13 protein-coding genes are annotated in these 13631 nt (G+C 48.3%); 6 read left to right on the top strand and 7 right to left on the bottom strand.

What is annotated here, in order from left to right:
- Positions 1 to 47: 47 nt before the first annotated feature.
- The 3 genes from C7I86_RS03230 (at position 48) to C7I86_RS03220 (ending at position 4242) form a co-directional block, all read left to right on the top strand.
- Positions 48 to 2822, top strand: coding sequence for a hybrid sensor histidine kinase/response regulator (locus C7I86_RS03230; protein ID WP_010871827.1), 2775 nt, complete (start codon positions 48 to 50; stop codon positions 2820 to 2822).
- Between the two features lie 120 nt (positions 2823 to 2942).
- On the top strand, positions 2943 to 3239 hold the full coding sequence (locus C7I86_RS03225) for a 2Fe-2S iron-sulfur cluster-binding protein (protein WP_010871826.1): 297 nt from the start codon (positions 2943 to 2945) through the stop codon (positions 3237 to 3239).
- Entirely contained in the window at positions 3229 to 4242 is a 1014-nt protein-coding gene (locus C7I86_RS03220; protein ID WP_041425777.1) for an aromatic ring-hydroxylating dioxygenase subunit alpha, read from the top strand. The genes C7I86_RS03225 and C7I86_RS03220 overlap by 11 nt, the downstream gene beginning before the upstream one ends.
- 22 nt (positions 4243 to 4264) lie before the next feature.
- Here the strand turns inward: C7I86_RS03220 and C7I86_RS03215 are convergent, their stop codons facing one another.
- From C7I86_RS03215 to C7I86_RS03190, 5 genes are all read right to left on the bottom strand, one after another.
- On the bottom strand, positions 4265 to 4528 hold the full coding sequence (locus tag C7I86_RS03215) for a hypothetical protein (RefSeq protein ID WP_010871824.1): 264 nt from the start codon (positions 4526 to 4528) through the stop codon (positions 4265 to 4267).
- Positions 4529 to 4706: 178 nt separating this feature from the next.
- Complete coding sequence (locus C7I86_RS03210) at positions 4707 to 5675, bottom strand: GAF domain-containing protein (protein WP_010871823.1); 969 nt, start codon at positions 5673 to 5675, stop codon at positions 4707 to 4709.
- Positions 5676 to 5809: 134 nt separating this feature from the next.
- Entirely contained in the window at positions 5810 to 6985 is a 1176-nt protein-coding gene (locus tag C7I86_RS03205) for a lipid-A-disaccharide synthase-related protein (protein ID WP_010871822.1), read from the bottom strand.
- A gap of 218 nt (positions 6986 to 7203) precedes the next feature.
- Positions 7204 to 7692, bottom strand: a complete 489-nt coding sequence (locus C7I86_RS03195; RefSeq protein ID WP_010871820.1) for a type II toxin-antitoxin system VapC family toxin — start codon at positions 7690 to 7692, stop codon at positions 7204 to 7206.
- 179 nt (positions 7693 to 7871) lie between these two features.
- The gene (locus C7I86_RS03190; protein WP_010871819.1) at positions 7872 to 8087 is read right to left on the bottom strand and encodes a hypothetical protein; all 216 of its coding nucleotides are present in this window, start codon (positions 8085 to 8087) and stop codon (positions 7872 to 7874) included.
- Positions 8088 to 8358: 271 nt separating this feature from the next.
- On the opposite strand from C7I86_RS03190, the gene C7I86_RS03185 reads away from it, so the two are divergent.
- The 3 genes from C7I86_RS03185 to trmB are packed head-to-tail and all read left to right on the top strand — an operon-like array spanning position 8359 to position 11031.
- Positions 8359 to 9099, top strand: a complete 741-nt coding sequence (locus C7I86_RS03185; RefSeq protein WP_010871818.1) for a dienelactone hydrolase family protein — start codon at positions 8359 to 8361, stop codon at positions 9097 to 9099.
- Complete coding sequence (locus tag C7I86_RS03180; RefSeq protein ID WP_010871817.1) at positions 9096 to 10337, top strand: acetate/propionate family kinase; 1242 nt, start codon at positions 9096 to 9098, stop codon at positions 10335 to 10337. Before C7I86_RS03185 ends, C7I86_RS03180 begins: the two co-directional genes overlap by 4 nt.
- Before the next feature lie 58 nt (positions 10338 to 10395).
- Complete coding sequence (gene trmB, locus C7I86_RS03175; protein ID WP_010871816.1) at positions 10396 to 11031, top strand: tRNA (guanosine(46)-N7)-methyltransferase TrmB; 636 nt, start codon at positions 10396 to 10398, stop codon at positions 11029 to 11031.
- Here the strand turns inward: trmB and cydB are convergent.
- Together cydB and C7I86_RS03165 are read right to left on the bottom strand one after the other, a co-directional pair.
- On the bottom strand, positions 11028 to 12038 hold the full coding sequence (gene cydB / locus C7I86_RS03170) for a cytochrome d ubiquinol oxidase subunit II (protein WP_010871815.1): 1011 nt from the start codon (positions 12036 to 12038) through the stop codon (positions 11028 to 11030). The two genes, trmB and cydB, sit on opposite strands and share 4 nt — an antisense overlap.
- Positions 12039 to 12041: 3 nt before the next feature.
- Positions 12042 to 13493 carry a cytochrome ubiquinol oxidase subunit I gene (locus C7I86_RS03165; RefSeq protein WP_010871814.1) on the bottom strand — a complete coding sequence of 484 codons (1452 nt, stop codon included), beginning with the start codon at positions 13491 to 13493 and terminating at the stop codon, positions 12042 to 12044.
- Positions 13494 to 13631: the final 138 nt, after the last annotated feature.

Below are 13631 nucleotides of genomic sequence, written 5' to 3'. Positions count from 1 at the left end.
TTTCTCCATGCCTTGTCAACACACCCAACCCCGAATTTGGTCAACGTATGTTTGATGCCGCCACCCTCGCCGCCATTACCGCCGAAGCCCGTCAGGCCTTTTTGGAGGAAGACGCGCCGGAATGTCTAGCACAGTTGACAGTGGGTTTCCAGTCCTTGGAACGGGTGTTAGGCCCCGCTGGGGATTCCCAACAACGGCAAAAGCTGATTCAGGATATGGGACGGGCGGCCCATTCCCTCAAGGGGGGAGCGGGAATGTCGGCTTTAACCCCTCTGCAGACCCTCTGTCACCGGTTGGAGGATTTATTTGAGGCTCTAGAACAGGGAAGGGTGGAAGATAAATCCATGGCAGTGGGTTTGATTGCCATGACCATCGAGGAAACCCAGGCCATGGTGGAGTTGGCCAACAGTGGTCGTTTACAGGACACGGATGAGCCGCCGGAACTTGCCCTGGCCCTGGGGGAGTTTTTAGAAACATGTCAACCTCAACCTTCCCAAGAGGAGGCGATCGCAGGAGATGTGTCCCAATTTGTGCGTACTTCCTTAACTGTGGAGCTAGAAGCTTGTTTAGAGCGGGTAGAACGGCGACTGGAACGGGGAGGGACTGCCACGGAGCTACGGGAAAGTTTTAGTCTTTTGCTAGAGGAATGTACCCTGTTAGGCCAAGCTCTTAGTTGTGATTGGTTGGAGGAGGCCGGGAACCGTTGGCGGGGAGAATTGGTGCGGCCCCAGGTGGATTTGCTCACCCTTTTACCCACGGCGATCGCCGAATTGAGATCTTTAAGGGAGCAGTTTTTAGCGGGCGAGTTGACCCCCCCAGCGCCGGAAATTGTTGCGGAACCGGATCCCGAACCATTACCAGAGGTTAAGCCAGTAACGGCAGTAATTGCGCCCCCCGTCCCCGGCGTTCCAATTCCCGCTGTCGTGACCGCCAAAGCTTCCCCTGCCCCCAGCACCAGGCAGACTTTACGGATTCCCCTCGATCGCCTGAATAAATTAAGTAATACAGTTAGTGAATTGCTAATTAACCAGGAAAGGTTGTTGGAATATGACAAACAGCTACGGCAAGCTAGTCGGAACCTAAAAAGGCGGGGGCAACAGTTAATCCCCATGCGGGAGCAAGTGGAATCCCTCTACGATGAACTTTCTTTCAGCGACCAAACCAAGATCAGTCCAAGTAACGGTGGCGGTAACCAAAACGGTGATAGTCAAAGCAGTTTGGGCATAGCGGGATTGGTGGATTTTGATGCCCTGGAAATGGATAGTTACACTGCTGTCCATGGCATTCTGCAAAGGTTCCAGGAACTGATGGTGCAGGTGCAGGAAATCCAGGAAGACGTGGATTTAGTGGAACGGGATTTACAGGAAACCCTGATCCAGATGAGTCAGTCCCTCCATCAATTGGACAGTGAATTGACCCAATCCCGCCTGGTGCCCTTTCGGGGTCTAGCCCAATCCTTTGCCCAGCCGTTGGAAAAGCTAGGCGATCGCCATAAAAAACCGGTGCAGTTTGTCATTGAAGGGGAAAACACCCTAGTCGAAGTGGCCATTTTGGACCAGTTACGCACCCCCCTAACCCATTTAATTCGCAACGCCTTTGACCACGGTTTGGAATTTGTGCCAGAACGCCAAGCCCAGGGCAAACTTCCCGAAGGGACCATTACCCTCAGCGCTAGCACGGCCAATAACCAAGTTTTAATTACAGTAAGTGACGACGGTCGGGGCATTGACCCAGAAAAAATTAGCCGCAAAGCAATGGAATTGGGTTGGCTAACCCCAGAGCAGTTGGGCACCATCGGGGAAGCTCAAATGTTGGATTTTCTTTTTCAGCCGGGATTTTCCACCGCAGCGGAAGTGAGCAATCTGTCCGGGCGGGGATTAGGACTGGACATTGTCAAGCAAATGATTGAATCCCTGCGGGGTACCTTGACGGTGGAAACCAAATTGGGCCAAGGCAGTCGTTTTCTGATCCGTATTCCCCTAAGTTTGAATATTGTGCCCCTACTGCTGGTGCGCTATCAGCAACGGTTACTGGCGTTTCCTTCCGAAAGTGTGTTGCGAATTTTGCCCCTGGACGATTACCCGATTAAAAATGGTCGGGTGGAATGGCAATCCCAAATTATGGAAGCTTGCCCTCTGGATGAAGTGTTGCCCCAAATTTATCCCCAGGGTTTTAGTCCTTCCCCCGGTTTACCCCATAAAGTCGGACTGATGGTTAACCTTGGCGATCGCTCGGCATTGTTGACAGTGGAGCAAATTGTCGATGAACGGACCTTGGTGGTCAAAGCTCTGGACGCCATTACCCCCATTCCTTCCTATGTGGCGGGCTGTACCGTTTTGGGTACTGGAGAAGTGGTGCCCGTATTAATTCCCAACAATTTTGCTGTGCTTTGGCGTACTGAGCCTACCTTGCCCCAGGATGCGGCGGGATCCGCTGGTGGTCAGACCACAATCCTGGTTATTGACGATTCCGTCACAGTGCGGCGAACTTTACAACGGGTGCTGGGAGGCAGTTTCCGCCTCATCCAATGTCGGGACGGCAAAGAAGCTTGGGATTTACTCAACCGGCAAAACCAAGGCATTGATTTAGCTCTGTGTGACATTGAAATGCCCAATATGGATGGGTTTAGTCTGCTGCAACTGGTGCGGGCTCACCGAGTTTGGCATAGCTTAACGGTAGTGATGCTCACCTCTAGGGAAAATCCCCTCCATCGCAATCGGGCCAAAGCTCTTGGGGCTGATGGTTACCTCACCAAACCATTCCAACCCAATCAATTGTTAAGCACCATCGATCAATTTTTGGCAGAATCTGCCCAACGCTAATCACTCCTAAAAAGCATTTCCTTTCAGTTTTTTGATCCCCCATTGCCGTGATGTTTGCTTAGGTTCCATCGGACAATTATCGGTATTGTTCTATGTCGGCGATCGCCGACCTTGAAAATTATGAATAATTGCGTAATTTCTTTTCCTCAAACTAAATTTTTGCCCCTATCACTAGAATTTAACGCTTGTCTAGCGGAATATTTAACCCCAGACAATTCGCCAATTTTATTCGGTTGTCGCACAGGATTATGTGGTACCTGTCTAGTGAAAGTCGTGGGGGAAATCCTCTCCCCAGAGGCCGAGGAAAGGGAAATTTTGGCTATTCTGGCTCCTGATGATGTTCAGGCTAGATTGGCTTGTCAAATTAAGTTAACAGGAGATATTGCCATTAGAGCTTATCAAAGTGATGAAATTTGAAGATTTTTGGTATGTGGTGGCTGAAAGTAGGAATTTGAAGCCTGGTAAAGTTTTAGCTCGGCAAATTTTGGGGCAATGGCTAGCAATTTTTCGAGACCAGCATGGTATGGCGATCGCCTTGGAAGATCGTTGTGTCCATCGCCACAGTCGCCTTTCCTGTGGTTTAATCAAGCAAGGAAATCTTCACTGTCCTTACCACGGTTGGATTTATGATCATCGTGGTCAAGTCATTGGTGTGCCAGCGGAAGATCAACAGTTTAAACCAAGGGAAAATTTACGGACGAAATGTTACCCAACAATGGAGCAGGAAGGCTTTATTTATGTCTGTTTAGGGGAACCGATACAACCCCCTTTTGCGTTACCCCAGTATGGTAAAAAAGGTTGGCAGAGAATCAGACTAATCCATCGATTTGCTAATAATGTCACCAACTGCGTGGAGAATTTCATCGACATTCCCCATACAGCTTCGGTGCACCCAGGCATTTTTCGCACCGCCCAACGGCAAGCCATAAAAATGATTGTGGATCGCCATCAAGGCCAGGTCAAAGCTGAGTATTATAACGAAAATAATAATTTGGGCTGGTGGGGTAAATTTCTTAATTCCCAGGGCAATGAAATTAGCCATACTGACCGATTTATTATGCCGAATGTAACTTCTGTGGAATATAAATTTAGTTCCCAACGTCATTTATTTATTACTAGTCAATCGGTGCCAATAACAGAACAATCTACCCTCGTTTACACCGACGTTGCTTTCAATTATGGCATGTGGAATTTCTTTGCCATTCCCTTAGTTTGGTGGACCGCTAAACGGATTATTGCCCAGGACCTAAAGATTCTCGCCATTCAACAGGAAGTAATCGCCAAATACGGTACTAATTTTAACCATACCCCCGCCGATACTATCCATATTTTTGTGGAATCTATCCGCACGGCGATCGCCAAGGGAGAAGATCCTCGACAGTTGCCAGATAAAACTGTAGAAGTGACTTTTTACGTATAGATGTTTGATGTTGATCGTCAATTTAATGAGGCCAATTTTCCCCAGCACCGGGCTTAGTCCGACGCAGACCTTTGCCCAGATAAGCTATGGTAAAAGTAGTCAGGGCCATCATAGTTAAATTAAAATTCTGGGTGGTGCCCCAGAGGGTGAGGGGACAGAGGAGAAACACCGCCATGCTTAGATAAATTTTTGTTTTTCCCGCCCCAGTCTTTTGTCTAATTTGCTTAGACTTATCGCCAATATTGGTAAAGAAAAGTAATTGTTTCAAGCGCCGGTAACTCTTCATGATGTGTACTGTTTTGCTCCTAGAATTTATCCTTGTAATTCTATTTATCCCAGCTCCCCAATGAGCTGTGAAAGTTTACCTTGTTTCATACACGTAAATGGTAAGAAAAGCGCAGCAAAAGTATAACTAAAATATAGACAATGATGAAAAAGATTACTCTAGATCTTTACTCCCTGTTTTAGGCTGGTAAAAGCATACAAACAACATTAGAAACCTGGCCATGGTTATCTAGGATAGGAGAAAACCAAGCATCATAGAACCAAGTGCCGTGGTCGACTCGTTCCATCTGCACGCTCACAGACTCAATAATGTTGTTAGCTAGGGCATGGCTGGTCAGGCTTTTTAGTTCATTAGCCTCAGGTAATAAATAATAAATTGATTTACCAATGCTTTCCTTAGGGTCAAGACCAATCTGGGCTAAATATTTGCCCCCACATTTGAGCAATACTCCCTGGTTATCTAGGATAAAAATTATACTGGGAAACCAGAGAATAGCTTGGTTTAATAAGTCGTCTTCCTGTTGAATCAGAGTTTCATTTTGCTTATGCTTGGTTTGAATGCGAGCATTGTTCAAGACTAGAGCAATTAATTCTGCCGTTTTTTCCATGGCAGTGGCACAGGCCGGGGTGAAATGATTCACCTGGGAATGCATCAGAGTCAAAATCCCCAACAGTTCGTCCCCCCAAACAATAGGGACCCCCAGGGCGGACAGGGCCTGGTAAGGTTCGTCGGGCAGTTTTAGCCAACGGTAATCCTTGGTGGTGTCGTTGATGAGACCAGTTCTTTTATTTTCCCTGACCCAACCCGCTAGCCCCTTGTCCAGCACTTGGCCGACAATATTCTTTTTCTGGCTTTGGTCGGTGGCTCCCCTGGCTAAAATACTCTCCGTGACCCTGCCGTCCCCATCTAGTAAGAAAAGACTGCCCAATTGGGCCCCCGTTTGGTGAATGGAGGCTTCCATGGTTTTTTGCAACGTGGCCTTAATTAACATCCGCCCCGCCGAGACGTTGGTGAGGGAGATAAAGCCTTTCAGAATTTTATTTTGGATGTCCAGGGTGTTATGACTGGCTTTGAGGTTGGCCAACTCCTTCTCTAGGGCGTCGATTCTGGCTAGAGACTGATCTGGGTTGGGATCGTAGATACTCATACGCGGAGGACGATTAAAATTGGCCTAGATGTTTTTATCCTAATCTTCTTGGGGATTTTCGGGTTGTTAAAGGGAAGACTTTTCCTTGATTTGTTCAGTTAGTGGCAGTAAATCACGGCTATGTTGACCGCATTCTACCCCTTGTCAGCCAAAGTTTTGGCAGTTGCGGCAATGTGGTTGGCGATCGCCAGGGAACCACCGGGGGAGCCAATGCGCTCTTGTCCATTGTGCCGACAGCGTTGCTGATAATGTTGATCCGCCAGAATTGCCAGCGCTTTCTGACTAGCTTGACTGATTAAATTAGCTTCCTGGGGATTTTTGCCGACGGTGGTGACGGAACAGCCCAATAATCGCATTTGAGCTTCGGCAAAACCATAGGTAAATTGGGGACCATGACCAGGGATTTGCAACACTGGCTTGCCTAAACCCACGGCCTGCTCCACCGCGGTCCCCGCCATACCCAACACTAAATCCGCTTGGTGCAAAATGTCAGCAAATTGATCCCAGGAGCAATGAATGGTGCAATTATCTTTTTCCAGGCGATCGCCGTGGTATTGCCAACCATGCTCCCTTGCTAGGTTTTGTAAATGTTCCACCGTCACTGCCGGCACGAGGGCAGCCCAAAAATCCACTGCTTTTTCCTGGGCAATGGCTCCACACAAGGGCAATAATTGAGCCAAATTATGTACCGCTTCCGGCACCCGGCTACCGGGCAAAAGGGCAATGAGAGTTTTGCTGTCCCGTCGTAGCTGCTGTCCCGTCGGTTGTAAAGCGTCCATAATGGGATAGCCCAACCAGCGGATGTTGATGCCCCGTTGACTTAAATCTTGGGCAGTAAAATTATCTTTGGCGATCGCCCCTAGGCAATGACGAGATTTTAAACACCAGGTCACGGTAAAGGGTAGGGACAACCGGCCTTCGTAGTAACTGGAATTGGCCACCAAAAAACTTAGGTAGGGTTTCCCACTTAGACGGGCGAAAGCCAGGGGCACAATGTCCCCGATCGCCACAATCAGGTCAAACTGATGTTTTTGTTTGAGTAGGGCCTTAATTTGCTTAATAGTTAGACCCACTAAACCCCCAACAATGTCCCGCCACCAGGTTAAAAAGCCAGTGTAAATGATCCCTCCCGAGGGTAAAGGTTGGGTAGGCGCAATGATGCTAATTCCCCTATTTTGATAGGCTTTACCTTCCCCCACCAAGGGCAGAGCAAATAACTCAAATTCTGGTGATCGCCGTTGCAGGGCATCGATGATCAGGCCAGCGTTGAGGTCTTCTCCGTGGCCGTTGCTAATGAAAAGAATCTTCACTGGGGTAATTCTGATAGAGCCACTTTGGTCATTCTGACTCTTGATCGTGAGGATTTAGGGAGGATAAAAGTTTAGGCTGAAGCACTTCAGTTTTCTGGCCTACAAGGGGAAAGCCTTGCTCTTGCCAACTCTTGAGATCTGCCACAATAGCGTGGATGTTGTGACCATGTTTGGCCGCATACTCGTCTCGTAACCGTCGTGTTTCTTCAACTATAGGGTCATTCCACATCAGAATTAACTCCGAGTAATTCCTCGGGGGTACAAAGGATAGGGGACTCAAAGCCAAATTCTCGGCAGGCACATTCAATACGGTGACGTTTAGCTGCGTTGGCAATGTGCTTACAATTCCAAGTAAGCAAAAAATTAAGTTGGTGATAAGCCGCCGTTGCAATATGTAATGCGTCTGCCACTGCTTTCTGGGGAAGGGCTGCTCTTTGAATAAGATATTCAGAAAGAGCCTCAGCCTCTTGGGTGATAGCAATAACGGGAATCCCCTGCAACCATTCTAAACGGGCTGATGCGGCCTCTGGGTTACCGCTACTGGCCTCCCGAAGGACTAGAGTTGAAGTGTAAAGGGAAAACTTCGTGCGCTCTGTATCCCACCATTCGTAGCTGACCTGTTGATGTCCAGCCGCAACGACATCCCGACTGGGACGAGCCGCAAGATAGCTAATCACACTAGTTTCAATGTAAACCGTACTTTTCATGGTTTAGATCAAAGGGCCTTTTGATAGGCTTTACTTTCTCCCACCAAAGGCAGAACAAATAGATCAAATTCCGGCGATCACCGTTGCAGGGCATCGATGATCAGGCCGGCGTTGAGGTCTTCTCCGTGGCCGTTGCTAATGAAAAGAATCTTCACTGGGGTAGTTGGAATCAAACCGCCTTAATCATCTCCATCTTTGTTGTCATCTTCCTCATCGTCGTCGTTATTGTCATTATCATCATCATTGGTATTGGCATTCCCGTTGTTATTTTCTTGCTGTTCGATGTTCTGTTGAGTGGGTTGACCTTCCTCCCTCTGATTGCCACCACCGCAACCGGTAACCGTTAGCAAACAGCCCACAACAAGCAAAGACAAAAGTAAGCTGGGTTTAAACATTATTTTCAATTCCCTTAGATTGCAAAAAACACAACGGTGGTTACCTTTAAGTAACAACAGTTACAATTTGTGATTTTAACGTTTTTCCCGGCGTTGGCAGATAATGTTTTCCCTCTGGGAGCCTAAATCCAGCAGACGTAAATTTCTCCTATTGCTTTTTCATGGGGCCCACAAGCGGAATTAGTAGCCGACAGAAGCGATCGCCGTTCTCAGACAGGGCTTTCAGTACAGATTTTGAGATAGGCTAGGAGTTATTATTTCCGGGTAGTTTATGACTGTTGACATCAAGACCACCTTGGTCACCATTCCCAACCAAAATTTGCAAATTGCAGGCTATTTGGCCGAGCCGGTGGCCGTGGGTCAATATCCCGTGGTGATTGTGATTCAGGAAATTTTTGGAGTTAATAGCCATATCCGGGACGTGACAGAACGGGTGGCTAAAGAAGGTTACGTGGCGATCGCCCCGGCCATTTATCAACGGCAAGCGCCAGGTTTTGAAGAGGGTTATACCCCAGAAGGTATTGAAGCGGGTAGAAAGCTCAAAGATCAGACTAGTAGTGCAGAAATTTTGAGCGATCTGGAAGCCACCATTGCCTACGCCCAAACTTTACCCAACGTTAAACCGGAAGAAGTAGGATTAATTGGTTTTTGTTTTGGTGGTTGGATTGTCTATTTAGGGGCTAGTTTACCCACAGTCAAGGCCACGGCTTCCTTTTACGGCGCGGGTATTCCCCATTGGGCTCCAGGGACAGCGGAACCGCCCATTACCTATACCGATAAAATTCAGGGCACTTTATACGCCTTCTTCGGCTTGGAAGATACCAGCATTCCCATGGCAGATACGGAGCAGATTGAACAGGCTTTAACCAAGTATCAGGTGAACCATAAAATTTTCCGTTACCCAGGCGCAGACCATGGCTTTTTCTGTGACCAAAGGGCTAGCTATAACGCCGAAGCGGCCGCCGATGCTTGGCAAAAAGTGAAACAACTTTTCCAAACCGAATTGAAATGAAATTCCTGATTCTCAATGCCGGTTCCAGCAGTCAAAAAAGTTGTCTTTATGAGCTGACTGGCGATCGCCTACCGGAGACGATACCGGAGCCCTTATGGGAGGCTTTCATTGATTGGACGGTGTTGGCAAATCAGGGGCGGTTAACGGTGGAAACTGCTGGCCAAAAACAAGTGATCATTCTGGAAACTGGCGATCGCCAACAAGGTATAGCCCGAATGTTGGACACCCTGGTAACGGGGGATGATGCAGTGTTGAAAAGTTTGGCAGAGATTGACCTGGTGGGCCATCGAGTGGTCCATGGAGGAACGGATCATGCCGAAGCCACTTTGATCACGCCGGAAGTGCAACAGGCCATTGCAGACTTAATTCCCCTGGCTCCAGCCCATAATCCTGCTCACCTAGAGGGCATTGAAGCAATCAGCGCACTGTTGGTGTTGGGGGAAGTGCCCCAGATCGCTGTGTTCGACACGGCTTTTCACCGCACCATTCCCACCCCTGCTGCCGAATATCCCATTCCTCAAGCCTGGACTAATTTAGGCATCCGTCGCTATGGGTTCCACGGCACTAGCCACAAATATTGTGCCCAGAAAACTGCGGAAATTTTAGGTAAACCTTTGGCGGATTTAAAACTCATCACCTGCCACATTGGTAACGGTGCCTCCCTAACGGCGATTAAAAATGGGGTCAGCATTGATACCACTATGGGCTTCACTCCCCTAGAAGGCTTGATGATGGGGGCCCGGAGCGGTTCCATTGACCCGGCAATTCTACTTTTTTTGCAAGAAACCCAAGGGTTAACCCCGGCGGAAATTAACACCACCCTCAATAAAAAATCCGGTTTGCTCGGAGTCTCTGGGCTGTCGGCGGATCTTCGTACCATTTTGCAGGCCAAAGCAGAGGGTAATGAACAAGCTCAATTGGCTTATGTCATGTATATCCATCGCTTCCGGAGTTGTTTGGGGCAAATGATTGCTTCCTTGGAAGGTTTGGATACGTTGGTGTTTACCGCCGGGGTGGGGGAAAATGCCGCCACTGTGCGGGCAGATGTTTGCCAAGCTTTTGAATTTCTAGGTTTAAAACTTGATCCAGAGTTGAATAACCGATCGCCAAGGGATACTGTCATTTCTCACTCCGACTCCTTGGTGACGGTGTTGATTGTCCACACCGAAGAAGATTGGGCGATCGCCCAGGATTGTTGGCACTGGTGGCATAGCCAGGGACAGAGAAAGCAATCGTAAATTGCGAAAATGTTAGAAAATGGCTGTGAAGATAAATGTTGAATTAGGCTAAATTTCCTTGGCTAGAGTCCGCATCCGCCAACACGTCAACCCCCTCAGTGAAAAATATCGGCAGGTGTTGGCCTGTCCCGATTGGGCCACCGTTTATGACGATGTCCAACGACCATTGCATCTAGATATTGGCTGTGCCCGGGGTCGCTTTCCCCTCAAAATGGCTCAACAACACCCCGACTGGAATTTTTTAGGGGTGGAAATCCGTCAACCCTTGGTGCTAGAGGCCAACGAAACCGGCGATCGTCTGGGGTTAAAAAATCTCCATTACCTGTTTGGCAACATCAATGTGGAGCCAGAAAAATTCTTTTCCGCCTTTCCCCCCACTCTGCAACGGGTCAGCATCCAATTTCCCGATCCCTGGTTTAAGCAACGACATAATAAACGCCGAGTGGCCCAACCAGAACTAGTGACGGCGATCGCCAACGCATTGCCTCCAGGAGGGGAAGTTTTACTGCAATCGGATGTGGAGCCCGTGGCCCAGGATATGAGGGACCGTTTTGCCGAAAATGACAATTTTGTTTTTACCCATGACACCCCTTGGTTGGCAGAAAATCCACTGGGGGTACCCACAGAAAGGGAAATTGCCTGTTTTAATTTGCAACGTCCGGTGTATCGCTGTTTATTGCAACGAACTCCCTAGTCGGTGACAATTTTGCCCCGGAAAACTAAGTAATTGTAGATGTTGTAGAACAACAGGATCGGGATCAGGAAACCAATGAAAGTCAGCATAAACACTAGGGAACTGGGGGCCGCCGCCGCTTCATAAATAGTGACGCTGGGGGGAATGATGTTGGGGAAAATAATGAAACCCAAACCAATAAAGGAAAGGGAAAAGACTAAAAATGTCCAGATAATCGGGGTATTTTCTTCCCGCAGATACAAACTCCGCAACAGTAGGCCAATGAACAGTAAGCCCACCAGGGGAATGGCGGCAAAAATGTACACCAACGGAGCGGTAAACAATTGGGCCCTGGCCTCTTCGGAAAAAGCTGGAGTGCTAATGGTAATAAACACCGCCCCCGCCAAAGTGGTCCAAGTGGCGATCGCCGCCGTCTTGAAATAGGTTTTTTGCAATTCTCCTTCCGTCTTCAAAATGAGATAGGTGGAGCCGATCAACACATAACCCTGGATGAGGGTAAGGGCCACAATGACCGATCGCCAAGTCAGCCAATCCCACATGGTGCCGGCAAAATGTCCCTGGGCATCGACGGTAATGCCTTCAAACACACTGCCAAGGGCAAAACCTTGACCTAGGGCGGCGAGGAAACTACCGACCCCAAAGGCGATGTTCCAGACTAATTTACGATTAGCATTTTCCCGAAACTCAAAGGACACTGCCCGGAGAATTAACCCCACCACCATAATCACCGCCGGTAAATAGAGAGCATTCAAAATGGTGGCGTAGGCCAGGGGAAAAGCCCCAAATAAAGAGCCGCCCATTAAAACTAACCAGGTTTCGTTGGCATCCCAAACATTACCCAAACTGGTCATCAGAATACTGCGCCGTTCTTCGCTGGAAGCCGTAAGGGACAAAATCCCCACCCCCAGATCAAACCCATCCAACAGGACATAGAGAAAGAGAAATAACCCCAAAATGAAAAACCAAACCTGGGGCAGAAAATGTTGTAGCGGTTCTAACGGTTCCATGGGTTACTCCTTAACTTCAGCAATTTCAGCGGGACGGCGGTTGGTTTCATGCTTGGTCACAGTGCCCCAAAGGGAAGCTTCGGAACCTCGGGGAGCAGGCAAGGTTAAATCCGGCCCATTGCGGATAATGCGACTGCCGAAATAGAGAGTGGCAATTAAAAAGACGATATACATTACACTCAACCCGGTTAGGGAAAAAAGAATTTCACCGGGGGGCAGGTTGGAGGCCGATTCTGCTGTCCGCATCTCTCCGTAAACGATCCAGGGTTGTCGCCCCACACAACGAACAATCCAGCCCGTTTCCACTGCTAAATAACCCAACGGAGCGGCAAAGACCCAAGCCCGCAGTAGCCATTTTTGTTGGCTGATAATTTCCGGTTTCAATTTCCCCCGCAACCATTGCAGTACTGTCACGGCCATGAGAGCGGCAAAAAAGAGTCCAATGGCCACCATAATGCGGAAAGAATAGTAAATTAAGCCCACCATCCTCGGGCGATCAACCGGGGCCCAATCTTTCAGGCCTTGAATGGGTTTATCCAGTTGGGGTTTAAGTTCCAAAATGTAGCTCAATGCGCCGGGAATGCTCAGTTCCCAGTCATTTTTTTCTGCTTTATCGTTGGGTAAAGCCACCACACTCCAAGCCGCGGGGGTTTTGGCTGGCACCGTTTCCCAGAGAGCTTCCATGGCCGCAAGTTTAGCCGGTTGATGCACTGATACTTGTTCCGCACTCAAATGACCAATGAAAATTTGCAGAGGGGCCACCGCCATCACCACCACTAAAATTACCTGCAAAGAGCGGGCAAAAAATTGCGGTTGACGACCGGTGAGAATACACCAAGCACTGATACCCCCAATGACAAACATAGAGGTTTCTAAAGTGGCAAAGAACATGTGCAGGAAACTATTAACCATAAACGGATTGGCGATCGCCGCAAAATAGTCCTGCACCACAAATTTTCCATCGACAAAAATGCCCCCAGCGGGGGTCTGTAACCAGGAATTAGCCGAAAGAATCCAAAAGGTGGAAAGATTTGCTCCAATGGCTACCAAAATGGTGGCGAGGTAATGAATTAAGGGCGGAACCCGGTCCCAACCAAATAGCATAATGCCTAAAAAACTGGCTTCGAGCATAAAGGCCATGGTGCCCTCAAAGCCCAGCACTGTGCCGAAGAAGTCCCCTACGGATTCCGAAAAAGGAGCCCAGTTTAGACCGAATTGAAAGGCCATGGGCAAACCGGTAGCTACTCCAATACCGAAATTTAAAACGTAGAGCCGAGCCCAAAAGCGAGCATGGTGATAATAGTCTAAATTACGAGTTTTCAGCCATAATCCTTCAATAATTACTAAATAAATGCCCATACCAGTGGTTAATACCGGCCAAAGCATATGGAAAATGGCAGTGACGGCAAATTGTAGCCGCGACAACGCCACTGTGTTACTCAAAAAATCCTGCATCTGTAAAGAGCGCTCCTAAATGGTTTTCTGATAGTTAGAGTTTAAAAAAAGAAGAGAGTTGTGCCCACCCTATCCCCTGCTCAAAACTAACAGAAATCCCAGGTAAAGTCTCTGTATTGTCAGCTACATTCCTCTTCT

Origin of the sequence: Synechocystis sp. IPPAS B-1465 (assembly GCF_003015225.1) — a bacterium.
GTDB lineage: Bacteria > Cyanobacteriota > Cyanobacteriia > Cyanobacteriales > Microcystaceae > Synechocystis.
Note: the sequence above shows the minus strand (reverse complement) of the source record. Positions and strands in the feature narration are given on the sequence as shown.